22 protein-coding genes are annotated in these 23,073 nt (G+C 64.6%); 14 read left to right on the top strand and 8 right to left on the bottom strand.

Features of this window, described 5'->3' with window-relative positions; genetic code table 11:
- Nucleotides 1-114: 114 nt before the first annotated feature.
- Nucleotides 115-537, bottom strand: a complete 423-nt coding sequence (locus IB236_RS19735) for a gamma-glutamylcyclotransferase (RefSeq protein ID WP_192421892.1) — start codon at nt 535-537, stop codon at nt 115-117.
- 93 nt (nt 538-630) lie between these two features.
- Between IB236_RS19735 and IB236_RS19730 the strand changes: the two genes are divergently transcribed.
- Nucleotides 631-1,542 (top strand): DMT family transporter, encoded by a 912-nt coding sequence (locus IB236_RS19730; RefSeq protein ID WP_370539935.1) that lies wholly within the window; start codon nt 631-633, stop codon nt 1,540-1,542.
- A gap of 76 nt (nt 1,543-1,618) precedes the next feature.
- Here the strand turns inward: IB236_RS19730 and rraA are convergent, their stop codons facing one another.
- Nucleotides 1,619-2,140, bottom strand: coding sequence for a ribonuclease E activity regulator RraA (rraA, locus tag IB236_RS19725; protein ID WP_192421890.1), 522 nt, complete (start codon nt 2,138-2,140; stop codon nt 1,619-1,621).
- A 435-nt stretch (nt 2,141-2,575) separates the two neighbouring features.
- Here rraA and IB236_RS19720 point away from each other — a divergent pair, with 435 nt between their 5' ends.
- The 9 genes from IB236_RS19720 to hemP all read left to right on the top strand — a co-directional run bounded on the left by IB236_RS19720 (nt 2,576) and on the right by hemP (nt 10,285).
- Nucleotides 2,576-2,896 carry an SWIB/MDM2 domain-containing protein gene (locus tag IB236_RS19720; RefSeq protein ID WP_015014555.1) on the top strand — a complete coding sequence of 107 codons (321 nt, stop codon included), beginning with the start codon at nt 2,576-2,578 and terminating at the stop codon, nt 2,894-2,896.
- A 270-nt stretch (nt 2,897-3,166) separates the two neighbouring features.
- Nucleotides 3,167-5,389, top strand: coding sequence for a TonB-dependent siderophore receptor (locus IB236_RS19715; protein ID WP_192421932.1), 2,223 nt, complete (start codon nt 3,167-3,169; stop codon nt 5,387-5,389).
- 66 nt (nt 5,390-5,455) lie between these two features.
- Entirely contained in the window at nt 5,456-6,148 is a 693-nt protein-coding gene (locus IB236_RS19710) for a Fe2+-dependent dioxygenase (RefSeq protein WP_192421889.1), read from the top strand.
- Nucleotides 6,149-6,263: 115 nt separating this feature from the next.
- Complete coding sequence (locus IB236_RS19705) at nt 6,264-7,406, top strand: alpha-hydroxy acid oxidase (protein ID WP_192421888.1); 1,143 nt, start codon at nt 6,264-6,266, stop codon at nt 7,404-7,406.
- Nucleotides 7,407-7,542: 136 nt separating this feature from the next.
- Complete coding sequence (locus IB236_RS19700; RefSeq protein WP_056063825.1) at nt 7,543-7,815, top strand: bacterioferritin-associated ferredoxin; 273 nt, start codon at nt 7,543-7,545, stop codon at nt 7,813-7,815.
- A 103-nt stretch (nt 7,816-7,918) separates the two neighbouring features.
- Nucleotides 7,919-8,608, top strand: coding sequence for an energy transducer TonB (locus tag IB236_RS19695; protein WP_192421887.1), 690 nt, complete (start codon nt 7,919-7,921; stop codon nt 8,606-8,608).
- Between the two features lie 25 nt (nt 8,609-8,633).
- The gene (locus tag IB236_RS19690) at nt 8,634-9,350 is read left to right on the top strand and encodes a MotA/TolQ/ExbB proton channel family protein (protein WP_056063831.1); all 717 of its coding nucleotides are present in this window, start codon (nt 8,634-8,636) and stop codon (nt 9,348-9,350) included.
- A 3-nt stretch (nt 9,351-9,353) separates the two neighbouring features.
- A complete protein-coding gene (locus tag IB236_RS19685) occupies nt 9,354-9,767 on the top strand; it encodes a biopolymer transporter ExbD (RefSeq protein ID WP_015014562.1) in 414 nt (137 codons plus the stop codon).
- Nucleotides 9,768-10,060: 293 nt separating this feature from the next.
- Nucleotides 10,061-10,285: a hemin uptake protein HemP gene (gene hemP / locus IB236_RS19680; protein WP_056746730.1), complete on the top strand. Its 225-nt coding sequence runs from the start codon at nt 10,061-10,063 to the stop codon at nt 10,283-10,285.
- Nucleotides 10,286-10,539: 254 nt separating this feature from the next.
- Here the strand turns inward: hemP and IB236_RS19675 are convergent, their stop codons facing one another.
- Entirely contained in the window at nt 10,540-10,947 is a 408-nt protein-coding gene (locus tag IB236_RS19675) for a heme-binding protein (protein ID WP_015014564.1), read from the bottom strand.
- A 222-nt stretch (nt 10,948-11,169) separates the two neighbouring features.
- Here IB236_RS19675 and IB236_RS19670 point away from each other — a divergent pair, with 222 nt between their 5' ends.
- On the top strand, nt 11,170-11,865 hold the full coding sequence (locus IB236_RS19670) for a Bax inhibitor-1/YccA family protein (protein ID WP_015014565.1): 696 nt from the start codon (nt 11,170-11,172) through the stop codon (nt 11,863-11,865).
- A 113-nt stretch (nt 11,866-11,978) separates the two neighbouring features.
- Nucleotides 11,979-12,353, top strand: coding sequence for a hypothetical protein (locus IB236_RS19665; RefSeq protein ID WP_056063836.1), 375 nt, complete (start codon nt 11,979-11,981; stop codon nt 12,351-12,353).
- Between the two features lie 77 nt (nt 12,354-12,430).
- Here the strand turns inward: IB236_RS19665 and rlmD are convergent, their stop codons facing one another.
- The 3 genes from rlmD to IB236_RS19650 all read right to left on the bottom strand — a co-directional run bounded on the left by rlmD (nt 12,431) and on the right by IB236_RS19650 (nt 14,815).
- Entirely contained in the window at nt 12,431-13,894 is a 1,464-nt protein-coding gene (gene rlmD / locus IB236_RS19660) for a 23S rRNA (uracil(1939)-C(5))-methyltransferase RlmD (protein WP_192421886.1), read from the bottom strand.
- 58 nt (nt 13,895-13,952) lie between these two features.
- Nucleotides 13,953-14,249: a hypothetical protein gene (locus IB236_RS19655; protein ID WP_099730513.1), complete on the bottom strand. Its 297-nt coding sequence runs from the start codon at nt 14,247-14,249 to the stop codon at nt 13,953-13,955.
- Between the two features lie 92 nt (nt 14,250-14,341).
- Entirely contained in the window at nt 14,342-14,815 is a 474-nt protein-coding gene (locus IB236_RS19650; protein WP_060985213.1) for an Lrp/AsnC ligand binding domain-containing protein, read from the bottom strand.
- 127 nt (nt 14,816-14,942) lie between these two features.
- Between IB236_RS19650 and putA the strand changes: the two genes are divergently transcribed.
- Complete coding sequence (putA, locus tag IB236_RS19645) at nt 14,943-18,701, top strand: trifunctional transcriptional regulator/proline dehydrogenase/L-glutamate gamma-semialdehyde dehydrogenase (protein ID WP_192421885.1); 3,759 nt, start codon at nt 14,943-14,945, stop codon at nt 18,699-18,701.
- Between the two features lie 100 nt (nt 18,702-18,801).
- Here putA and IB236_RS19640 read toward each other — a convergent pair whose 3' ends face one another.
- Nucleotides 18,802-19,869, bottom strand: a complete 1,068-nt coding sequence (locus IB236_RS19640; RefSeq protein ID WP_192421884.1) for a DUF6352 family protein — start codon at nt 19,867-19,869, stop codon at nt 18,802-18,804.
- A 412-nt stretch (nt 19,870-20,281) separates the two neighbouring features.
- Between IB236_RS19640 and IB236_RS19635 the strand changes: the two genes are divergently transcribed.
- The gene (locus IB236_RS19635; RefSeq protein WP_121942686.1) at nt 20,282-21,172 is read left to right on the top strand and encodes a hypothetical protein; all 891 of its coding nucleotides are present in this window, start codon (nt 20,282-20,284) and stop codon (nt 21,170-21,172) included.
- Between the two features lie 277 nt (nt 21,173-21,449).
- Here the strand turns inward: IB236_RS19635 and guaA are convergent, their stop codons facing one another.
- On the bottom strand, nt 21,450-23,066 hold the full coding sequence (guaA, locus tag IB236_RS19630; RefSeq protein WP_121942685.1) for a glutamine-hydrolyzing GMP synthase: 1,617 nt from the start codon (nt 23,064-23,066) through the stop codon (nt 21,450-21,452).
- Between the last annotated feature and the right edge of the window lie 7 nt (nt 23,067-23,073).

Genomic DNA, 23,073 nt, shown 5'->3' with positions numbered 1-23,073 from the left:
TTAACCACGTGATTTCTCAATACAGAAATTGATTTCTCATATCAAGAAAAATTGCGGCAATGCAACATCTATCGCATTCCACATCAAGAAATTTAGCTTTCGTATGGTGATAATTCAAGTGGGCGCAGTGCCAACTGCCCTGAGCCAGTTGCCATGCTCGATCCGGCGTACGCCCTCTGCGTATCGGGGATGGATCTCGTACACCAGACAAGACAGCCGTTGGCCCTCAACTGTCACCACGATCTCGCGCTTGAGGTATTCGTCGGTGGGGTGATCTCCGGTCAACCCTTCAATGGCATCCAGAACCTCCTCCAGCGCAGGCTCGATGGCGTACACCTCGCCATGCACCGGCTGATCGCCACCCAGCGTCATGCCCGGATACGCCCCCAGGTGAAACAACACTCCCGGCACCTGCGCAAAACCCACCCAGTGTGGCGCAGGCAACAAGCGCGTGATGTCATTCGACCCACCGCGGCGCAAGGTGCCGTATACAAACACATGGCGTGGGGTGCCAGCAGGCAAAGAAGGCTCGGGCATGATGCGCAGTCGTTTTTGATTGAACAGCGCCCCAGTCTAGTGAATACGCCCGCTCCCAGCCGCCCTTTCGCCTATGTGTGCCTGGCCCTCAGCATGTCGCTGGTGGGCAGTTATGTGGCACTCTCCAAACCCCTGGCAGCCGTGCTGCCCGTGCTCTTGCTCGCCTGGATGCGCTTTGGCATCGGAGGCATCGCCATGCTGCACTGGCTCAAGAAGCCCGCCAACGAGCCGCCACTGACACCGCAGACCAAACGGCTGCTGTTCCTGGAGTCCTTTCTGGGCAACTTTCTATTCACCATCTGCATGATCTATGGCGTGAGCCTGACCGACGCTGTCTCCGCAGGGGTGACCATGGCAGCCATTCCTGCAGCCGTGGCATTGATGGGATGGGCATTTCTGGGTGAACGGGTGGCGCCTCGCACCTGGATGGCGGTGCTCTGTGCGGTGATTGGCATTGCCCTGTTCTCACTATCAAAACCAGAGCACGCAGCACATATGGAACCTGCGCTTGGAGCCAGAAACACTGCAAACGATGCCTGTTGGGGCCAATTGCTGCTGCTGGGGGCAGTGATTTGCGAGGCCGCCTACACGGTGATCGGCAAGAAGCTGACCGGCAGCCTGGGGCCCAAGCGCATCACCTCGCTCATCAACCTGTGGGGCTTTGTGCTGACGACACCGTTTGGCCTGTACCTGGCGCTGGACTTCCCGTTTGCCTCGGTGGGATGGGGCACCTGGCTATTGCTGCTGTTTTATGCGCTGGCCGCCTGCATGTGGACGGTGTGGCTGTGGATGACCGGGCTCAAGGCCGTGCCCGCTGCGCAAGGCGGTGTCTTCTCGGTCATGCTGCCGGTGAGTGCTGGACTGGTGGGCGTGCTGTTTTTGGGCGAGGTATTGACGGGCCTGCAACTGGTCGCCTTTGTCATTGCCCTGGCCAGCGTGTTGCTGGCCACCCTGCCCTCGCGCGCGGCGCTGCGCGTAGGGCGGCGGGGCGGCAGCGCCGACTGACGGGCCCTTCGGCAACCGTCTTCACCATCCTGCCACGGGGACTGGACAGACCGGGCAGAACCAGAGAAGGCCGGACTCAGCCGTGCAAGGGCTGCGCACTGACCACGATGCCATCGGCATCGGCATACAGCCAGTCGCCGGGGCGCACGGGCACGCCCTGGATCGACACAGCCACATCGCGTTGCCCCTCGCCACGCCGCTCGGTGGGCAGCGGCATCAGCGCCAGCGCGCGGATGCCGACGGCTTCCGCGTTCAGCTCGGCCACGTCACGCACACAGCCGTCCACCACGATGCCGGCCCAGCCATTGCGAGCGGCGGCTGCCGCCAGGTTGCCGCCCACCAGGGCCCGGCGCAGCGAACCGCCGCCATCCACCACCAGCACCCGGCCTTCGCCCGCAGACTCGACAGCCGCCTTGACCTGGGTGTTGTCCTCGTGGCACTTAACGGTGGTGACGGGGCCCGCGAACGCGGCAACGCCCCCAAAGCTCTGGAACACCGGGGGCAGCACGCGGAACGCACCGCTGGTGTCGCCCTTGTGGACGTCACAAAAGTTGCAGGTGGCAAACGGCGTGAGGGGAAGAGGCGAAGCTGCAGCCATTCCAAGATCCTTTCAGTCAATCAGACGGTTTCAACAATCAAACCCGCCCCAACAGCAGAGGCGAGCACGAACCCCACACCGAACGCCCCCCACCGGGGTACACGCCTGCGGGCGAGCCGCGTTCGTTGAGCGGCAAATCTGTTGTGCAAGATTGTGCTGCAGCAGCAGCCACCCCAGACGCGGTGCCCAAGGCCGCACCCAGAAGATGCCCCCCGGCGAACCGCACTTGAAACCCGCCCTCTGCCGCGTCTTTGTCAAGCCTGGCGCGCCTTGGCGGCCTATTGCTGCGGGGTGCGCGGCGCCACCGCTACAAATCGAGGCAAAAAAAGCCGTTTCTCCCTTGGAAACGCGTTTTTTTCCCATTAGCATCAGCCTGCCAGTGGGAAAGCGTCGTTTTCGCTGGTAAAAATTTATTCCCAACAAGGACAACCCAACATGGCAACTGCAAAAAAAGCTCCGGCAACCACAGCCCCAGCAGCCAAGAAGGCCGCTGCACCCGCCAAGAAGCGGACCCCTAACGCCGCTTTCATGAAGGCGCTCACGCCCAGCCCCGCGCTGGCCGCTGTGGTGGGCTCGGCTCCTCTGCCGCGCACGGAGATCATCAGCAAGCTGTGGGTCTACATCAAGGCCAACAACCTGCAGGACGCCACCAACAAGCGCAACATCAACGCCGACGCCAAGCTCAAGGAGCTGTTCGGCAAGCCACAGGTCTCCATGTTTGAACTGGCTGGCCTGATCGGCAAGCACGTCAAGTAAGCCCTGGCGCTTTGCGACCCGCGTCGCACCCGTAAAAGAACCGGCTCTGCCGGTTTTTTTACGCCCACACCCTGTCGAAGTGTGGCGCGCCCGCATCAATGCAAATGAGAATGACCCGCATTTGATGTAACATAAAGCTGCACGACGACGCACAGCCATGTTGATCTAGCCACTGCCTCTCGCCTGCTCTTGGTGCCCCTGCGCGCCACCTGCACACCCCTATTGACGGAGGCCCTCTTGGCTAAATCTCGCGCCCAGCGCTGCAGCGGCATGCTGCGTTCTTCTCCCGCATTCGTTGCTTCTCCCGCCACCCTGTCGCCCCAGGCTTCGCAATCCGACAGAGCTTTGCTGCCACTGGGCGCGCTGATGCTGGCCGCCTCGATGGGCGCCATGGCGCAGACCGGCACGTCCGAGACCACCCTGTCCACCGTGACGGTGAAGGAAGCCGCTGAAGTCCAGGGCAAGGACACCCTGCTCATCAAGAAGACCACCGTGGGCAAGGGCAAGCAGGACATCAAGGACATCCCTCAGTCCGTGACGGTGTTCACCGAAAAGCTGATGAACGACCGCAACCAGGACGACTTCCGCGAAGTGCTGCGCACCACGGCGGGCGTGACCTTCCAGTCCGGCGAGACCGGTGAAGAAGACGTGCGCCTGCGCGGCTTCTCGCTGGGCCTGGCGGGCGACATCTACGTGGACGGCATGAAGGACGCCCCGCTGATCGAGCGCGACACCTTCAACAACGACCGCATCGAAGTGCTCAAGGGCTCGGCCTCCATGCTGTTCGGCAAGGGCTCGACCGGCGGCGTGGTCAACCAGGTCAACAAGTACCCGCTGCTGATCGACCAGCACGAAGCCGGCTACACGCTGGGCACCGGCAAGTACCACCGCGCCACCGGCGACTTCAACTGGGTGACGGGCGAGAACTCGGCCTTCCGCCTGAACGCCATGGTGCAGGAGTACGACAACTACGGTGCCAAGCAGGACAAGCGCGGCATTGCACCCACCTTTGCCTGGGGCATCGGCACGCGCGACGAGTTCTCCGTCGGGCTGTACTACCTCGAATCCAAGGGCCGCCCGCTCTACAACCACCCCTGGCGCCTCTCGGCCGACGGCAAGATCAACATGCCGCTGGAAGCCGGCAAGTACTACGGCCTGGCCAGCGACCACAACGACACCACATCGCAGTACGTCACGCTGGGCCACATCCATCGCTTTGACGACAGCGGCGAGCTGACCACGCGCCTGCGCTACGGCAAGTACGAGCGCGACCTGCTGGCCAGCACCATCGGCTTCCAGAACAGCGCCATCACGCTGGACCAGATCAACAGCAACACCGTGCTGACCCGTGGCTCCAAGGGCCGCGTGGGCGAGAGCAATGTGCTGCAGGTGCAAAGCGACTACAGCAACACCTACAACTGGGGTGGCAAGAAGCACGCGGTGCTGACCGGCGTGGACTACTACGACGACGACGCCAAGCGCAACCAGAACTACGCCAACACCACCACCCGCCCCACCACCACCGTGGGCACGCCCAACGACGGCGCGTGGGTGGCCGACGGTCGTGCGCCGGTGCAGTGGAACACGTTCACATCGCGCAACCTGGGCCTGTACTTCCAGGACACGGTCTCGCTGAGCGACACGCTCAAGCTGGTCGGCGGCCTGCGCTACGACAACTTCCGCGCCGCGTACCACAACGCCGCAGGCAGCCTGAGCAACTCGCGCTCCGACAGCCTGTTCAGCCCCCGCGTGGGCATGATCTTCCAGCCTGACGAGCTGACCTCGTACTACCTGTCGTACGGCACTTCGTACAACACCTCGGGCGACACCTACCAGTTTGGCAACCCCGGCACCACCACGGCGCGCACCGCCAACACCGATCCAGAAAAGAGCCGCAACATCGAAGTCGGCGGCAAGTTCGAGCTGTTCGAGCGCCGCGCCCTGCTGGGTGTGGCCGCCTTCTACAGCCAGAAGTACAACGAGCGCAACACCGACCCCGACACCGCTGCCGCGCAAGAACTGCTCTCGGGCAAGCGCCACGCCACCGGCATGGAGTTCAACCTGGCGGGCCGGCTGACGCCCCAATGGGAACTGTTCTTCAACCACACCTGGATCCCGTCGGCCAAGATCGACAAGAGCAACGTGGTGCTGGCCGCCAACGGCGGCGGCGCGCAGGTGCAGGGTGACCGACCCGGCCTCACGCCCAAGCACAGCGGCAGCGTGTGGAGCACCTACGCCGTCACCTCCAAGCTGCGTGTGGGTGCTGGCCTGACATACCGCGCCAAGCAGAACCCCGAGGGCTCGCGCGCCGTGTACGCCAGCGGCTTTGCCGTGGTGGACGCCATGGCCGAGTACGCGTTTGACGACAAGACCTCGCTGAAGCTGAACGTGAGCAACCTGTTCGACCGCACGTATGCCGAAGGCCTGTACCGCGGCTTCTACACGCCCGGCGCCCCGCGCGCAGTGCAGCTGACGCTGAAGACACGCTTCTGACGCACCTCTGAAGTCCCTCGAATGAACCGGCCCCGGCACTGCCCGGGGCCGGTTCACAATGGCTCCATGTTCCTGCACATCCAAGACGTTCTCACCGCCGACGAGGTCGCGTTCTTCCGGCAAAAGCTCTGGGCGGCCGACGCCCCCTGGGTGGACGGCACCCGCAGCGCGGGCGGCCAGGCGGTGCACCATAAAAACAACCTGCAGCTCGCACAAGCCAGCGAGCTGTCCGCCCAGCTCCAGGGCCTGGTCAAGGCCGCGTTGAATCGCAACGCCCTCTTCTTCTCGGCCGCACTGCCGCGCCGCATCTACAACCCGCTGTTCAACAAGTATGGCGATGGCGCCAACTACTATGGCAACCATGTGGACAGCGCCGTCATGCACTCCCGCGCCGACAGCTGCTGGGTGCGCAGCGACCTGTCGTGCACGCTGTTCCTCACGCCGCCCGACGACTACGACGGTGGCGAGCTGGTGATTGCCGAAGCCCTGGGCGAGAAGCGCATCAAGCTGCCTGCGGGCGACATGATCGTGTACCCCAGCAGCACCGTGCACCAGGTCGCGCCGGTCACGCGCGGGCACCGCGTGAGCAGCTTCTTCTGGGTAGAGAGCATGGTGCGCGGGCTGGAGCAGCGCCAGTTGCTGTTCGACATGGACATGGCACTGCTCAAGCTGCGCCAGACCCACGGCGACACCGACCCGTCGGCCATCGCGCTGTCGGGCACGTACCACAACCTGCTGCGCATGTGGGCCGATGTGTGAACCGCAGACCCCTACCCCACGGCTGCGACCGGGGGTATGAGACACCCCGCAAGAACTATTATTTTGATAGCACCCAGCGCATGATCCACTAGCGCTTGGTGCTATTTTTATTTGTATGACCCAATTTCCTGCACGCCACACCATCCCCCCGGGCCTGGTCACCCTGGCCGACCACGAGCAACACGCGCGCACGCAGCTGGACGACAACGCCTGGGCGTACTTCAGTGGCGGCGCGGCCGACGAGATCAGCCTGCACGCCAACCGCAGCGCCTGGGACGCCCTGCCGCTGTGGCCCCGCGTGCTGCGGCCGCTGGCGGGTGGGCACACCCGCGTGCCCCTGCTGGGCCGCACGCTGGCGCACCCCATCCTGCTCGCACCCGTGGCCTTCCAGCGCCTGGCGCACCCCGACGGCGAACTGGCCATGGCCTATGCCGCAGCGGCGCTGGGCGCGGGCGTGGTGCTCAGCACCCAGGCCAGCGTGTCGCTGGAGAGCGTGGCCCAGGCCGTCCTGCCCGACCCGGGGCGCGGCCCGCTGTGGTTTCAGCTGTACCTGCAACCTGACCGTGGCTTCACCCAGGCTCTGGTGCAGCGTGCCGAAGCGGCCGGCTACGAGGCCCTGGTGCTCACGGTGGATGCCCCCACCAGCGGCGTGCGCGACCGCGAACGGCGTGCGGGCTTTCGGCTTCCGCCCGGCGTGGGCCCCGTCAACCTGGCAGGCCTGCAGGCACCCACCCCTTCTGCGTTGGGCCCCGGCCAGAGTGCCTTGTTCGACGGCCTGCTCCACCATGCGCCCACGTGGGACGACATCGCGTGGCTGCAGTCCATCACCCGGCTGCCGGTGCTGCTCAAGGGTGTGCTGCACCCCGCCGACGCGCGCCAGGCCGTGTCGCTGGGCGCTGCGGGCCTCATCGTGTCCAACCATGGCGGGCGCACGCTGGACACGGCCCCTGCCACCGCCACCGCGCTGCCTCGTGTGGTGCAGGCCGTGCAGGGCAAGGTGCCGGTGCTGGTGGACGGCGGCATCCGGCGCGGCACCGATGTGCTCAAGGCCATGGCGCTGGGCGCATCGGCCGTGCTGGTGGGCCGCCCTGCCGTGTGGGGCCTGGCCAATGCAGGCGCTGCGGGCGTGGCCCATGTGCTGCGCCTGCTGCGCGACGAATTGGAGGTCGCCATGGCCTTGACCGGCTGCTCCACCCTTGCCGAAGCGACTTCCGCGCTGTTGGACGGCCGCGACGAGCCCGCGGCGGGCGCGATCTGAGGCCCGGGGTATCGGCAGCTCCACACGGGCAGGTGCGCCTTCCCCCTGTCGGCAGGAATGATTTATTGCAAATGCGATAGATTCGTATTTATAATCTCAATCATCCTTTCAACAGCCAGCCACACTGCCTGCCGCCATGATCGTCTGTGTTTGCCGCCGGGTTTCGGACCGTGAGATTGCCCGCCATGCCCGTGCTGGCATGAGCTTCGATGAGATCCAGTTCGAACTGGGCGTGGCCACCCAATGCGGATGCTGCGAAAGCTGCGCCCGCGACGTGGTGGCGCAGTGCAGTGTCTCGAACCCGGTAGCCGCCTTGCGCAACGATGCGGCACCGCAGACGATCCAGCTTGCCAGCTCCATCCTGGAAAGCAAGTCATGGAACTCCTCTCTACCCTCGCAGGCAGCCTGATCCTGGTCGCAGGTTCGGCCTGGTGGATCTTTCGCAAATAATCCGGGTTTACCCGGCAACGTCCGCCCTATGCTAGGGGCGGCGCTGCCCTTCCTTTCTTTTTATGTCTCACCCTGATCGTTTCGCCCCCCCTGGCGGTGTGAGCCGCAATGCCGTGATCGTCGGCTCCGTGGTGGCGCTGCATGTGGCGGGCATCTGGGCCCTGCAGTCCGGCCTGGTGCGCAAGGCGGCCGAGGTGATCGTGCCGGCCGAACTGCTCAGCGAATTCATCGCGCCGCCCGCCCCGCCCAAGGTCACCCCGCCGCCACCGGCACCACCGCCCCCTCCCAAGCCAGCGCCCAAGGCCGCGCCGCGCCCGGCACCAATGCCCGTCGCCATTGCCGACCCCACGCCAGCGCCCAATGCCCCCACCGGCATCACCACGCCCCAGCCGCCCGCACCGCCCATCGAGGCTCCCGTGGCGCCCCCGGCCCCCGCGCCTGCGCCCCCGGCACCACCCGTACCACCCAAGATCGAGCTGCCGTCCAGCGACGCGGCCTATCTCAACAACCCCAAGCCCAGCTACCCCGCCATCAGCAAACGCATGGGCGAGCAAGGCAAGGTGGTGCTCAGGGTGCTCATCGGCACCGATGGCGTGCCGCAAAAGGTCGAAGTCAACAAGTCCAGCGGCTTTGACCGGCTGGACCGCCAGGCCCAGGATGCCGTGATGCGCTGGCGCTTTGTGCCCGGCAAACGCAACGGCGTGCCCGAGGCCATGTGGAACCTCGTCCCCGTCAACTTTGTTCTCGAATAAACCAATCACCGCTCAGGGAGTTTTCATGGAATCGCAATTCGGCATCGCCAACGTCTGGATCCAGGGTGACTTTGTCACCCGCGCCGTCGCCATCCTGCTGCTGGCCATGTCGCTGGCCTCGTGGATCGTCATCCTCATCAAGGCACTGGACATCATCAAGTTCAAAAAACACGCCCGCGCCGCCCAGGACTTCTGGCACAGCGAGGACTTTGCCGCGGGCCTGACCAAGCTGGGCGCCGACCCGACCAACCCCTTCCGCCACCTGGCGCTGGAAGGCCGCGAAGCCACCGCCCACCACCGCAACACCAAGGCCCACCTGCACGACAGCCTGGACGTGAGTGACTGGGTGACCCGCTGCCTGCGCAACTGCATCGACGAGTTCACCGCCCGCCTGTCCTCGGGCCTGGCCATCCTGGCGTCGGTGGGCTCCACCGCCCCGTTCATCGGCCTGTTCGGCACCGTGTGGGGCATCTACCATGCGCTGCTGGCCATCGGCACCTCGGGCCAGTCCACCATCGACAAGGTGGCCGGCCCCATCGGCGAGGCGCTGATCATGACCGCGCTGGGCCTGGCCGTGGCCATCCCGGCGGTGCTGGGCTACAACGCGCTGGTGCGCGGCAACAAGTCCATCCTGAATGGCCTGAACAGCTTTGCCCATGACCTGCACGCCTACTTTGTGACCGGCGCCCGCGTGAACGCTGGCGAGCCCGGCAAGGTGCTGCCCATGAAGAAAGGCGGCTAAGCCATGGCCTTTGGAACCCAAGACGACACCGATGACGTGATGAACGAGATCAACATGACGCCCCTGGTGGACGTCATGCTGGTGCTGCTCATCATCTTCATCATCACCGTGCCGGTGATGAAACACGCGGTGAACGTGGACCTGCCCCGCGCCACCAACCAGCCCGAAAACGTCAAGCCCGAGACCGTGCGCCTGTCGGTGTCGGCCGATGGCAAGTTCTTCTGGAACGAGTCCCAGGTGTCGGAAGAAGAGCTCTTCCCCCGCCTGCAGGCCGAGGCCGCCAAGGAGCCCCAGCCGGACCTCCACATCCGTGGCGACAAGAACGTGCGCTACGAATTCGTGGCCCAGGCCATGGCGGCCGCGCAACGCGCTGGCGTGCGCAAGATCGGGTTTGTAACCGACCCGCAGGGCCAGTAAAGACACGGCGAAAGTCACCGGCCCGGTCCCTGCGCATCTTGGCCAGCCCACCCGTCTTGGGCGCGCTGGCGGGCGCCAGGGAACGCAGGGCCCGTGCAGCGGGCTCGCAGCCCCCTGCACGGCGCCCAGGGCGCACGAACCTTTGCCCCGCGCCCAGAGCGCTGCTCAACGCCTCGCCCTTGCACCTGATGCGGGGCGGAACCAAGAACAAAAAGAAACACACCGTTCGCTTGACTTGTAATTGCGAATCGTTATCATTAACAAAACGCACTGCAATGACCCAGGAAAACTCCATGCAAGCCTCCCTGACCTCCGCCCCGCTCCGCCGCGCTGCGCCGGCTGACTCCGCAGACGCCTCGGCATCTGGCGAGGCCCCGTCGTCCGGTGCGCATTGCGCCACTGCTGCACTGGACAGCAGCGTGCTGCTGCAAGGGCACAAGACCGTCGCCATCAGCCACAACGGCTCGGTGTACCGCCTGCAGGCCACCAAGCTGGGCAAGCTCATCCTGACCAAATAGTTTCATCGTGGGGCGACTCCCGGGCTTGCAACAAGCTCGCAAGGGTCGTTTTTGCCAGCCAACGGGTTTGCTCCCGCGTAGCCAGGCTTTTTTTTGCCGCCCCCCCGACCCTGCCAACAAAAAACCGGCCCACAGGCCGGTTTTTTCATGCTCCCAGAGGGTTTTGAAGCGTTTTCAGCCCCATGCGCTAGTGGAACATGCGCTCGAAGCTATCAAAATAATAGCAACCACACTCCCTGCCGGGAGCCCCCGAATCAGAGGCCCAGGGCTGCAATGCCCGCGCGGGCGATCTGTGCATCTTCGGTGGACTTCACGCCGCTCACGCCCACGGCACCCAGGCACTGGCCGTCCTTCATGATCGGCACGCCGCCTTCGAGCAGGCCGTCAATGGTGGGCGCGCTCAGGAACGAGGTACGGCCGCCGTTGATCACGTCCTCGTAGACCTTGCTTTCGCGACGGCCCAGAGCGGCCGTGCGGGCCTTGGAAGGAGCGATGTGCGATGACACGGCTGCGGCACCGTCCAGGCGCTGCAGCCACAGCAGGTGGCCGCCATCGTCCACGATGGCGATGGTCACGGCCCAGTTGTTCTTGAGGGCCTCGGCTTCAGCGGCAGCGGCCACGGCCTTGACGTCGGCCAGTTCGAGTTCGTGCTTGGTTTTCATGAAAGGATCCGAAAGTGGGAGAGGAAACCGGGCCGCACAGGCCGCCCCGGCACGCAAAGAGAACCGAGCATACCGGCATCCCCGGCGCCGTTGCCCTCAGCCAGGGTGAAAGTATCCTTACCAAAAGTAGGTGACCGGGTGCGGTCATTGCAAAGCAAAAAAGCATCACCACCTAGAATTTGTGATGTCTGCGTCGTGCAGGCCAACAAGGAGAGACACAAGATGAATGACCAAGTCACCACCCTGGGCCACTCTGCGGGCTATGGCATCTCGCAGGAAGAGCGCCACAAGGTGCTTCGCAATACGTACTGGCTGCTGGCCCTGAGCATGATCCCCACGGTGCTGGGCGCCTGGATCGGAGTGGCCACCGGCATCACCCGCTCGCTGACCGGCGGCCTGGGCCTGATCGTGTTCCTGGGCGGCGCGTTCGGCTTCATGTTCGCCATCGAAAAGACCAAGCGCTCGGCCGCAGGCGTGCCGGTGCTGCTGGCCTTCACGTTCTTCATGGGCCTGATGCTGTCGCGCATGATCGGCATGGTGCTGGGCTTCAAGAACGGCACCGACCTCATCATGACGGCCTTTGCCGGCACGGCCGGTGTGTTCTTTGTGATGGCCAGCCTGGCCAGCGTCATCAAGCGCGACCTCTCGGGCATGGGCAAGTGGCTGATGGTGGGCGCGCTGGTGCTCATGGTCGGCGGCATCATCAACGTGTTCGTCGGCTCTGGCGTGGGCATGATGGTGATCTCGATGCTGGCCATCGGCATCTTCAGCGCCTACATGCTGTATGACCTGAAGCAGATCCTGGACGGCGGCGAAACCAACTACATCAGCGCCACGCTGGCCCTGTACCTGGACATCTTCAACGTGTTCCAGAGCCTGCTGGCCCTGCTGGGCATCATGGGCGGCGAGCGCGACTGAGCCCTGCCAGTCCCTTGACCTCCATCAAAAGGCTCCCTCGGGAGCCTTTTTTGTGGGTCGCGCCCCAGGATCAAGCCTCAATAGCGCGGCCAGTGTGCCGATAATGCAAGTACATGTATCCACAAAGCCCTTCCACCGCATTGCGCCTGATGGTTCTGGCGGGCCTGTTGCTGCTTGCAGGCTGCGACAAGATCCCGGGCCTGGGCCCTGACCCGCGCGTGGCCCAACGCGATGCCGAGGCCAAGGCCATCGGCGGTGCCTGCCGACACGCACTGCGGGGGCTGGAAGACTGCTACACCCTCAACCCCAAGGCCTCCAAGGCCTCGGTGTTTGCGGGCTGGAAGGACATGGACGCCTACATGCGTGAGAACAAGATCGAGGGCACGCCCTCGGTGCTGGGCAAGGTGGAAAAGCCCGAACGCAGCGAACGCGCGCCCGACATCGAAACCGAACCCCGCGACCCCGCAGCCAGCCGCAACCGCAGCTGATATTGCGCGGGGGAGGCAAGGCCGCGGGACGAGGGCTGCGCCCTCCCCTTCCTGAAGCCTCTTTCTGGCAACCGGACTCAGACCCGCTCGAACACCGCCATGCTCTCCACATGGGCCGTGTGCGGGAACATGTTGATCATGCCCGCCGCCGTGCACCGGTAGCCGGCCAGATGCACCAGCAGCCCAGCATCGCGCGCCAGGGTGGCTGGGTTGCAGCTCACGTACACAATGCGCTTCGGGGGCATCCAGCCTTCGGCCCCTGCAGGCAAGGGGCCAGCGCCCTCGGCGCCAATGCGGGCCTGTTCAATGTCCGCCAGCGCCTTGGCCAGCGCAAACGCCCCCTCGCGTGGTGGGTCCACCAGCCACTTGTCGGCAGTGCCGTCGGCCACCAGCATCTCGGGCGTCATCTCGAACAGGTTGCGCGCTACAAAATCCGTAGCTGCCAGTGCTTTATGGTCTGGCGCCTGGGCCTGATTCAGTGCATAGTTCTCACGCGAGCGGGCCACCAGGGCCTCGCTGCCCTCGATGCCCAGCACCTCGCGCGCCTGCGTGGCCAGGGGCAGCGTGAAATTGCCCAGGCCACAGAACCAGTCGATCACGCGTTCGTGGGGCTGCACGTCCAGCAGGCGCAGCGCGCGGCTCACCAGCACGCGGTTGATGTGCGGGTTCACCTGGGTGAAGTCCGTGGGCTTGAAAGGCATGGTGATGCCGAAGTCTGGCAGTGCGTACGACAGCTGCTCGCCGCCTTCGTCCAGCAGCTTCACCGTGTCCGGGCCCTTGGGCTGCAGCCACCATTGCACATGGTGCTCCGCCGCAAAGGCGCGCAGCCGGGCGATGTCATCGGTGCTCAGCGGCTCCAGGTGGCGCAGCACCAGCGCGGTCACGGTGTCACCGCAGGCCAGCTCGATCTGTGGGCAGGTGTCGCGGGCATCCAGGCTGGCAATCAGTGCCCGCAGGGGCATCAGCATGGCATCGACATGCGGGGGCAAGATCTTGCAGGTCTGCATGTCGGCGATGTAGCGGCTCTTGCGCTCATGAAAGCCCACCAGGACCTGGCCCTTCTTGATCACGTGGCGCACCGCCAGGCGGGCGCGGTAACGGTAGCCCCAGGCGGGCCCCTCGATGGGACGCAGCATGGTCTCGGCCTTGACCTTGCCCAGGTGCCAGAGGTTGTCTTCCAGCACCCGCTGCTTGACGGCCACCTGGGCGCCCACGTGCAAGTGCTGCATCTTGCAGCCGCCACAGGCGCCTGCGTGCAGGCCAAAGTGGGGGCAATCCGGCCGCACGCGCTGGGACGACTCGCGGTGGATCGCTACCAGGCTGGCCTGCTCCCAGTTGTTCTTCTTGCGGTGGGTGTTGGCGGTGACCAGCTCGAATGGCAAGGCACCATCGATAAAGACCACCTTGCCATCGGGCTTGCGGGCAACGCCCTGGGCGTCCAGGTCCATGGACTGCACGTGCAGCCAGCCTTCGGGCAGGTCGCTTTGGGAATTCTGCTCGGTGGGTTCAAACGAGGGGGATAGTTCTTTCGGTTCGCTCATCCCCCGATTGTCTCAGGCGCGGCACGCCCACTGGCCGCACCCCTGCGAACTGTCCGTTTCAGCCCCGGTCAGCGCGCGCAGGCCGCATGCCCCCGGGCGCGGACACGGCCGTGAGTGGCAGCTTGTTGATGGTGAGTTCGCAGCCAAAGTTGTCGGGCGAAAACACGAGGGTCGAGCCCGGGGCCACCAGGGGCAGGGTTTCGTGAATCTGCCGTGACATGTCCACCGGCGGCACCGGGGCGCGGTACACGATGTCCTTGTCAGGGCCATAGACGACGTAGCAGGATGCAGCGGCCGTCTGGCTGAACAGGGCAGCCACCAGGGCTGCGGCGGCATAGGGGAAAGCGGTCGTCATGGTATGGCTCCTCATGCAAGCAGATCTGCAGAGAATTATGCGGGCTTCTGCCAGCACCGCCAATCCGGTGGGTGTACGCGCATGGTGTGGAGTCAGCGCAGGTACAGGTGGTTGGTGTGCTTGACCTCTTCCATCACCGCATAGGTCCGCGTCTCGCGCACGCCGGGCAGTTGCCACAGCACATTGCCCGCAAACACGCGGTAGGCATTCATGTCGGCCGATCGCGTCTTGAGGAGGTAGTCAAACCCGCCCGCCACCATGTGGCATTCCATGATCTCGGGGTGCACCTGCACGGCGGCCTTGAACTGGTCGAACACGTTGGGCGTGGTGCGGTCCAGCAGCACCTCCACAAACACCAACATGCCCGCGCCCAGCTTCAGAGGGTTCAGGCGCGCCTCGTAGCCCAGGATGAAGCCATCGCGCGTGAGGCGCTGCACCCGTGCCAGCACGGCCGTGGGCGACAGGGCCACGGCCTCGGCCAGCTTGAGGTTGGCAATGCGGCCGTCTTCCTGCAGGATTGACAGGATCTTGCGGTCAATGCGGTCCAGATCGGGTTCTGCTTGCATTTCAATTAGCGATTTATCCGGTGTGAATACCAATTTTCGATCATTTATTCATCATCAAGCCAAGGATCATCACCCATAACGCGCCAAACCCTCGTTTGGCCCTCCAGACCCACCGAAAGCCACCGCCATGACGCAGCCCAACGCCCAGCCCTCAGCTCCGTTTGCCGACTTCGCTCCCCGCACCCCGCTGAGCAACCCGCTGCGCGCCGCCATCACCGCCGCCACCCGCCGCCCCGAGCCCGAGGCCCTGGCCCCGCTGCTGGCCCAGGCCCGCCTGCCTGCCGATCAAGCGGCGTCCGCCGAGCAATTGGCGCTGCGCATTGCCAAGGCGCTGCGCGAACGCAAGGCCAGCGCCGGGCGCGCAGGCATCGTGCAGGGGCTGCTGCAGGAGTTTTCGCTGTCGTCGCAAGAAGGCGTGGCGCTGATGTGCCTGGCCGAGGCGCTGTTGCGCATCCCCGACAAGGCCACACGCGATGCGCTGATCCGCGACAAGATCAGCCACGGCCAGTGGGATGCCCACCTGGGCAAAAGCCCCTCGCTGTTCGTCAACGCTGCCACCTGGGGCCTGCTCATCACCGGCAAGCTGGTGGCCACGCACAGCGAAGGCAGCCTGGGCAACTCGCTCAGCCGCTTGATCGGCAAGGGCGGCGAGCCCCTGATCCGCAAGGGCGTGGACATGGCCATGCGCATGATGGGCGAGCAATTTGTGACCGGTGAAACCATCGACGAAGCCCTGCGCAACGCCCGCACGATGGAGTCCGAGGGCTTTCGCTATTCGTACGACATGCTGGGTGAGGCCGCGCTGACCAGCGAAGACGCCAAGCACTACTATGCCTCTTACGAGCAGGCCATCCACGCGATTGGCAAGGCCTCTGCCGGGCGCGGCATTTACGAAGGGCCTGGCATCTCCATCAAGCTCTCGGCCCTGCACCCGCGCTACAGCCGCGCACAGTTTGGCCGTGTGATGGATGAGCTGTACCCGCTGGTGTTGCGCCTGACCGCGCTGGCCAAGCAGTACGACATTGGCCTGAACATCGACGCCGAAGAAACCGACCGCCTGGAGCTGTCGCTGGACCTGCTGGAGCGCCTGTGCCACGAGCCCACGCTGGCGGGCTGGAACGGCATTGGCTTTGTCATCCAGGCCTACCAAAAGCGCTGCCCGTTCGTCATCGACTATGTCGTGGACCTGGCCCGCCGCACCCAGCGCCGGCTGATGGTGCGCCTGGTCAAGGGCGCGTACTGGGACAGCGAAATCAAGCGTGCCCAGGTCGATGGGCTGGAGGACTACCCCGTCTACACCCGCAAGGTGCACACCGACATTTCGTACATCGCCTGCGCACGCAAGCTGCTGGCCGCGCCCGAGGCCGTGTACCCCCAGTTCGCCACGCACAACGCCGAGACGGTGGCCACCATCTACCAACTGGCGGGCAGCAACTACTACGCGGGGCAGTACGAGTTCCAGTGCCTGCACGGCATGGGCGAGCCGCTGTACGAGCAGGTGGTAGGCGCTGTGACCGCAGGCAAACTCGGCCGCCCGTGCCGCATCTACGCCCCCGTGGGCACGCACGAAACCCTGCTGGCCTACCTGGTGCGCCGTTTGCTCGAAAACGGCGCCAACACCTCGTTTGTGAACCGCATTGCCGATGAAACGATTGCGCTGGATGAGCTGGTACGCAGCCCCGTGCAAGTGGTGGACCAGCAAGCTGCGGCAGAAGGCACTGCGGGCTTGCCCCACCCCCGCATTGCCACGCCCCAGGGCCTGTATGGCGTGCACCGCACCAACTCGCGCGGGCTGGACCTGTCGAACGAAAACACGCTGACCGAGCTGGCCACCACCCTGCAAGCCACCGCCACCCATGCCTGGACCTCCGCCCCCCTGCTGGGCGCCGATGCCCCCGCAGGCCCCATGCAGCCCGTGCGCAACCCCGCCGACCACAGCGATGTGGTGGGTACCGTGCAAGAGGCCACTACCGCCGATGTGGACCAGGCACTGGCCCACGCCCAGGCCGCCGCAGCCCCTTGGGCCGCCACACCACCCGTGGCACGCGCCGCCGCCCTGCTGGCCACCGCTGACCTTCTGGAGGCCCGCATGCAGCCCCTGCTGGGCCTGCTGATGCGCGAAGCGGGCAAGAGCGCCAGCAACGCCGTGGCCGAGGTGCGCGAGGCGGTGGACTTTCTGCGCTACTACGCGGCACAGGTGCAAAGCACCTTCGACAACGCCACCCACATCCCGCTCGGCCCCGTGGCCTGCATCAGCCCCTGGAACTTCCCGCTCGCCATCTTCATGGGCCAGGTGGCGGCTGCACTGGCCGCAGGCAACCCCGTGCTGGCCAAGCCCGCCGAACAAACCCCGCTGATCGCCGCCGAGGCCGTGCGCCTGCTGTGGCAGGCCGGTGTGCCCCGTGCCGCCGTGCAACTGCTGCCCGGCCAGGGCGAGACGGTAGGTGCCCGCCTGATTGGCGACGCCCGCGTGATGGGCGTGATGTTCACCGGCTCCACCGAAGTGGCGCGCATCCTGCAGCGCACCGTGGCCGGGCGCTTGGATGCTGCAGGCCGCCCCATCCCGCTGATTGCCGAAACCGGTGGGCAGAACGCGATGATCGTGGACTCATCCGCATTGGTCGAGCAAGTGGTTGGCGACGCGGTGTCGTCCGCCTTTGACAGCGCAGGCCAGCGCTGCTCCGCCCTGCGCGTGCTGTGCGTTCAGCAAGAAGCCGCCGACCGCGTCGTCGAGATGCTGCAGGGCGCCATGGGCGAACTGCGCGTGGGTAACCCCGGAGCGCTGCGTGTGGACGTGGGCCCCGTCATCGATGCCGAAGCACAAGCGGGCATCGTCCGACACATCGAGAACTTCAAGGCCAAGGGCCATCGGGTGTTCCAGCACCCGAACCATGTGTCGGCCGCCGGCATACAAGGCACCTTCGTGCCTCCCACATTGATCGAACTGAACCACATCGGTGAGCTGGAGCGCGAAGTCTTCGGCCCCGTGCTGCACCTGGTGCGCTACGCCCGCAATGACTTGGACCAGTTGCTCGACCAGATCAACGCCACCGGCTACGGCCTGACGCAGGGCGTGCACACCCGCATCGACGAAACCATTGCCCGCGTGGTGAACCGGGCCCATGCTGGCAACGTGTACGTCAACCGCAACATGGTGGGCGCCGTGGTGGGCGTGCAGCCCTTTGGCGGCGAAGGCCTGTCGGGCACGGGGCCCAAGGCAGGTGGGCCGCTGTACCTGCTGCGCCTGCTATCGCAGCGCCCGGCCGATGCGCTGGCACGCACCTTTGCCGAAGCTGATCGCTTCAGCCCACCCGACACCGAGCGGCGCGAGCGCCTGCTGGCACCGCTGACCACGCTGGAGCAATGGGCGCTGCAACAAGGCAACGCCGCGCTGGCCGCCACCTGCCAGCGCTTCGCCCAGCAAACCCAAAGCGGCACCGCCCGCACCCTGCCCGGCCCCACCGGAGAGCGCAACGTCTACACCCTGGCGCCCCGTGCCCGCTTGCTGTGTCTGGCGCAAAGCACGGAAGACCTCCTGGTGCAGACGGCTGCCGTGCTTGCCAGTGGCGGCACCGCCCTGTGGCCCACTGCCCAAGCCCACCTCCGCACACAGCTACCCACGCTGGTGCAGGCGCAGGTTCTGCTACGAGACAACACACTGAACGACGGCACGCAGGCGCTGGACGCCGTGCTGCACCATGGCGACGCCCCATCCCTGCATGCGGTGTGCACCGCCCTCGCTCGCCGCACCGGACCCATCGTGGGCGTGACTGCGCTCCAGCCCGGCGCGACCGATATCCCGCTGGAGCGCCTGCTCATCGAACGCGCGTTGAGCGTGAACACGGCGGCGGCAGGGGGCAATGCGAGCCTGATGACCATTGGATGAGCGTACGGCACTTGGTTGTCATCCGTCAGGGAGAAATTTGAATCAAATTGGCCGCTAGCGCATATTTTTCATGCGCTAGCAGCTATTGATTCAATAGCAATCAAGATGGCGATGCCAGCGGCAGATTGAGCAAGAGGTTCTGCGGCTTGATGCGCACCACACCCTCGGCGTTTGTCGCCAACCCCAGATACACCGGCTTGCCCGCCACATCGGCGCGCATCTCGGCCGGGTTGGCAAAGGTCAGCGTGAACAGGCTCACCAGCCGCGCCATGCGCTCAGACTCCACGGGCCGGTCCTGGTACAGGTCGTTGAGGATGGCGGTGGACTCCACATCCAGCCCCACATGCCAGCGCCAGGCGCTGTCGGTGACCTCGTGCACAGGCTCGATCAACACCTGCACGCCCAGCAGGTGGGCGACCCAGCGCTCCAGCACCCGCGCCAGCGCCTTGAGGCCCGAGCGGGCGCGGGTCATCTTGAAGGTCAGGCCATGGCTCAGGTCCTGTGTCAGCTCATGGGTCAGGTCGAGCAGAAAGTGGTGGCGGTCACTCTCCTGCCAATATTGCGCCGCGTTGTCGGCCGACAGCACCTTGACCTGCGCCGTGGGCTGTAGCGCACCGCTTTGCAACAGCAAGCGTCCCACCTCGCCCAGGCCCGCAGTTTCGTTGAGCATGTCGAGCGTCGCACGGTCGCCTGCCAGCATTTGCCCGTCTTGCAAGGTAATACGTTGCGGGCTAAACAGCATCTCGGCGGCGCGGGCTTCGAAGGCGTCGTTGCAGTCGTCCAGCACGTTGCGCAGCAGGGCCTGCACCACAGCGTCAATGAACACGACGGGCACGTTCACCGAGCCACTGCGCATGAGCTGCAGGTAGTAGGCCTCCAGCGTGCCAGCAGCGAGCAAGCCATCTCGGAAGCGCAGGAACACGGTGTAGTTCTCGCGGGCATCAGCGTCCTGCAGAGCAGCAAGTTCTTCTCCAGATACCTTGCGTGCAGGGGTAACACCCAGTGATGCGTTCAATGCCCGCTCCGCCGCGCAGGACTCGGGCACCAACGCCAACTCTGGGCGGGCCAGCAGCCAACACAAGTATTCATCGGTCGGTACCAACCATCCCCGCGTATCGCGCAACAGGGCAGAAAACCCGCAACCAGGCCAGAAATCTGTGGAAGTCATGTTCATGGAATGAGCGCTCGCGCGCACGGCAAAGCAGCGTTGATGAGGCAGGAAGGAGGCGCCAGGAATCGAGGGAAGGAGGCCGGACCGTCGGCGCGAGGGAGTGAAAAAGCTCCCAGGCCGCAATGGGTGCCGCCCCTGGCTAAAAACATCTCCCACCAATCCGCATATTTTGCCCGGCTCCACACGACGCGCGAACAGCAATGTCAAAGCCCTGCGCGCAGGGGCGTCAATTCACGGCACGCAGGCGTGCACACCAGATGTCATCCCTAAAAGCCAAACAGGCCCGGTTTTATGGCGCTTACTGAAAAGACAGCGAACGGCAGCTGGAGGACCATAGGGCCAATAACCGCATAACCACCCTGGCACGTTGCCAGCGGGTGAATGATCGTTCCTCAGAAGGAGTCGCACAATGCTCGATATCTCAAAAGCTACCAACATGCTGACTTCGTTGGGCGTCTCCAGCACACTGGCGGCCAAGGTTGCCGAGCGAACGGCACAAAGCCAGGGAGGTACCGACGCTCTCGCGTTCCTCAAAGAACTCCAGACCACGTTGAAAGAGTTCTCCTCCGAGAGTGCGGCTGGCAGCAGTACAGCGAGCGCCACGTCTACAACGACGGCGTCAACCAAACCCTATCAATCCACCTCGGCCCTGTACAAGACAGGCACGGAGACTGGCGAAGCCACCGAATCCACCGCCAAGGCGCCCTTCAACAACCTCACGGAGTTCCGTGCCTGGGAAAAGGGTCTGGGAGACACACTGGCAGAAGACTACGAGGTTCCAGACTACGTACGGATGATTTCGACCTCACTCGGTGGAGGCGATGAGGCTGTCGTGAGCCGCTACATGTTCTTCAAGAACAACCCGGAGTTCGCCGCCGACTACGCGGCGATCCGCAGCGGCGAATTGTCGAAATTCCCCACGGATGGTTCCACACTGGTCAAAAGCGACCTGTCCACGATGCCCACAGAGACTGCGGCGTACTACAAGGGACATACCGCCGAGTTATTGGCAGCCGAGGGCTTCAACATGGACCCCACGCTCGCCAAAATGCGGATGGAAGGCAAAGTGGAAATCCCCGAAGGCGCAAACCCATCAGAATGGCTGATGAGCAACAAATGGACTGCCAACGGCATCGTGGCACAGGACAATCGAACGGTCTTCGCACATGCACCCTACATCGGCCTGGACGGCAAAGGCTCCGATACCTACCGCAGAACAACCTACGATGCGACAACCAACAGCATCATTGACCATGAAGGCGTCGCTTACGACCCAGTGACTGGTGAGGCCAAAGCTTGAGCAAAATCCCCTCGCTCATCACCTGAAGTCATAGTACTCCTGAGCGAAGCCAAAAAGATCACAGCAGGCGTTTCAGCAGAGACCCGGCGCAATCAGCGCCGAGAGTCCAGGACTAGGCCGGTCGCCCCGCCTTTCCCGCTGGGCCGTTTACCCCCGTGCAATGTTCACACCCTCAGGGCAGGCGCCATGCCTACCGCACCAAAGCATCTCCCCATGCTCCCTACCAGCGTGTTGCCAGTACGGGTGCAGAGGGATATGAGGACATGAGGGATAGCTATTATTCCCATTCAATCGTCGCTGGGGGCTTGCTGCTCACGTCGTATGTCACGCGGTTGATGCCACGCACCTCGTTGATGATGCGGCCGGACACCTTCTTGAGCAGCGCATACGGCAGTTCAGCCCAGTCGGCGGTCATGAAGTCGCTGGTCTGCACGGCGCGCAAGGCGACGACGTAGTCATACGTGCGGCCATCGCCCATCACGCCCACGCTCTTGACGGGCAAGAACACGGTGAAGGCCTGGCTGGTGAGGTCGTACCAGGTCTTTCCTGTAGCTTCGTCCTTGAAGTTACGCAGCTCTTCGATAAAGATCGCGTCGGCACGGCGCAGCAGGTCGGCGTATTCCTTCTTCACCTCGCCCAGGATGCGCACGCCCAGGCCGGGGCCGGGGAAGGGGTGGCGGTAGACCATGTCGGGCGGCAGGCCCAGGGCTACGCCCAGTTCGCGCACTTCGTCCTTGAACAGGTCGCGCAGGGGTTCCAGCAGCTTCAGGCCCAACTGCTCGGGCAGGCCGCCCACGTTGTGGTGGCTCTTGATGGTGACGGCCTTCTTGCTCTTGGCGCCGCCGGATTCGATCACGTCGGGGTAGATCGTGCCCTGGGCCAGGAAGGTGGCACCCTTGTGGCCACCGGTGCCTGCCTTGAGCTTGGCGGCCTCGGCCTTGAACACGTCCACAAACAGGCCGCCGATGATCTTGCGCTTTTGCTCGGGCTCGCTCACCCCGGCCAGCTTGCCCAGGAACAGGTCACTGGCGTCCACGCGGATGACCTTGGCGTGCAGCTTGCCCTCGAACATGTCCATGACCATGTCGCCTTCGTTCAGGCGCAGCAGGCCGTGGTCCACAAACACGCAGGTGAGCTGGTCACCAATGGCGCGGTGGATCAGCGCGGCAGCCACGGACGAATCCACGCCGCCCGACAGGCCGAGGATCACCTCCTCATCGCCCACCTGCTCGCGAATCTTTTGCACAGCCTCTTCGATGTAGTCGCCCATGACCCAGTCGGCACGGGTGCCGCAGATGCCCAGCACAAAACGCTCCAGCAAGGCGCGGCCCTGCACGGTGTGTGTGACTTCAGGGTGGAACTGCACGGCGTAGTAGTGGCGGCTTTCGTCGGCCATGCCAGCGATGGGGCACGAGGGTGTGGAGCACATCACCTTGAAGCCCGGGGGCAAGACAGTGACCTTGTCGCCGTGGCTCATCCACACCTTGAGCATGCCGTGGCCTTCGGGCGTGGCGAAGTCTTCGATGCCCTTGAGCAGTTCGGTGTGGCCATGGGCGCGCACTTCGGCGTAGCCAAATTCGCGGGTGTTGGAACCCTCGACCTTGCCGCCCAACTGCTGGGCCATGGTCTGCATGCCGTAGCAGATGCCCAGCACGGGGATGCCGAGTTCAAACACCGCATCCGGCGCCTTGTCATCCACCTCGTACACACTGGCGTGGCTGCCCGACAGGATCACGCCCTTGAGCGAGCCGTCCTTGGCGTAGTCGCGGATCCACTCGTCGGTCACGTCGCAGGGGTGCACCTCGCAGTACACATGGGCCTCGCGCACGCGGCGGGCGATGAGCTGGGTGACTTGCGAGCCGAAATCGAGGATGAGGATTTTCTGGTGTTGCATGGTGGTG

It is taken from the genome of Acidovorax sp. ACV02 (assembly GCF_014851475.1).
GTDB classification, from domain to species: domain Bacteria; phylum Pseudomonadota; class Gammaproteobacteria; order Burkholderiales; family Burkholderiaceae_C; genus Acidovorax; species Acidovorax delafieldii.
This window is presented reverse-complemented; position numbering and strand designations above follow the sequence as displayed.

Excerpts from the sequence above, each read along its gene's own strand:
- IB236_RS19635 (WP_121942686.1), top strand. The coding sequence starts at position 20,282 with ATGCTCGATATCTCAAAAGCTACCAACATGCTGACTTCGTTGGGCGTC.
- IB236_RS19650 (WP_060985213.1), bottom strand. The coding sequence starts at position 14,815 with ATGCAAGCAGAACCCGATCTGGACCGCATTGACCGCAAGATCCTGTCA.
- IB236_RS19655 (WP_099730513.1), bottom strand. The coding sequence starts at position 14,249 with ATGACGACCGCTTTCCCCTATGCCGCCGCAGCCCTGGTGGCTGCCCTG.
- rlmD (WP_192421886.1), bottom strand. The coding sequence starts at position 13,894 with ATGAGCGAACCGAAAGAACTATCCCCCTCGTTTGAACCCACCGAGCAG.
- IB236_RS19695 (WP_192421887.1), top strand. The coding sequence starts at position 7,919 with ATGTCTCACCCTGATCGTTTCGCCCCCCCTGGCGGTGTGAGCCGCAAT.
- putA (WP_192421885.1), top strand. The coding sequence starts at position 14,943 with ATGACGCAGCCCAACGCCCAGCCCTCAGCTCCGTTTGCCGACTTCGCT.
- IB236_RS19685 (WP_015014562.1), top strand. The coding sequence starts at position 9,354 with ATGGCCTTTGGAACCCAAGACGACACCGATGACGTGATGAACGAGATC.
- IB236_RS19700 (WP_056063825.1), top strand. The coding sequence starts at position 7,543 with ATGATCGTCTGTGTTTGCCGCCGGGTTTCGGACCGTGAGATTGCCCGC.
- hemP (WP_056746730.1), top strand. The coding sequence starts at position 10,061 with ATGCAAGCCTCCCTGACCTCCGCCCCGCTCCGCCGCGCTGCGCCGGCT.
- IB236_RS19730 (WP_370539935.1), top strand. The coding sequence starts at position 631 with ATGTCGCTGGTGGGCAGTTATGTGGCACTCTCCAAACCCCTGGCAGCC.
- IB236_RS19705 (WP_192421888.1), top strand. The coding sequence starts at position 6,264 with ATGACCCAATTTCCTGCACGCCACACCATCCCCCCGGGCCTGGTCACC.
- IB236_RS19690 (WP_056063831.1), top strand. The coding sequence starts at position 8,634 with ATGGAATCGCAATTCGGCATCGCCAACGTCTGGATCCAGGGTGACTTT.
- IB236_RS19710 (WP_192421889.1), top strand. The coding sequence starts at position 5,456 with ATGTTCCTGCACATCCAAGACGTTCTCACCGCCGACGAGGTCGCGTTC.
- IB236_RS19670 (WP_015014565.1), top strand. The coding sequence starts at position 11,170 with ATGAATGACCAAGTCACCACCCTGGGCCACTCTGCGGGCTATGGCATC.
- guaA (WP_121942685.1), bottom strand. The coding sequence starts at position 23,066 with ATGCAACACCAGAAAATCCTCATCCTCGATTTCGGCTCGCAAGTCACC.
- IB236_RS19640 (WP_192421884.1), bottom strand. The coding sequence starts at position 19,869 with ATGACTTCCACAGATTTCTGGCCTGGTTGCGGGTTTTCTGCCCTGTTG.
- IB236_RS19665 (WP_056063836.1), top strand. The coding sequence starts at position 11,979 with ATGTATCCACAAAGCCCTTCCACCGCATTGCGCCTGATGGTTCTGGCG.
- IB236_RS19735 (WP_192421892.1), bottom strand. The coding sequence starts at position 537 with ATGCCCGAGCCTTCTTTGCCTGCTGGCACCCCACGCCATGTGTTTGTA.
- rraA (WP_192421890.1), bottom strand. The coding sequence starts at position 2,140 with ATGGCTGCAGCTTCGCCTCTTCCCCTCACGCCGTTTGCCACCTGCAAC.
- IB236_RS19720 (WP_015014555.1), top strand. The coding sequence starts at position 2,576 with ATGGCAACTGCAAAAAAAGCTCCGGCAACCACAGCCCCAGCAGCCAAG.
- IB236_RS19675 (WP_015014564.1), bottom strand. The coding sequence starts at position 10,947 with ATGAAAACCAAGCACGAACTCGAACTGGCCGACGTCAAGGCCGTGGCC.
- IB236_RS19715 (WP_192421932.1), top strand. The coding sequence starts at position 3,167 with ATGCTGCGTTCTTCTCCCGCATTCGTTGCTTCTCCCGCCACCCTGTCG.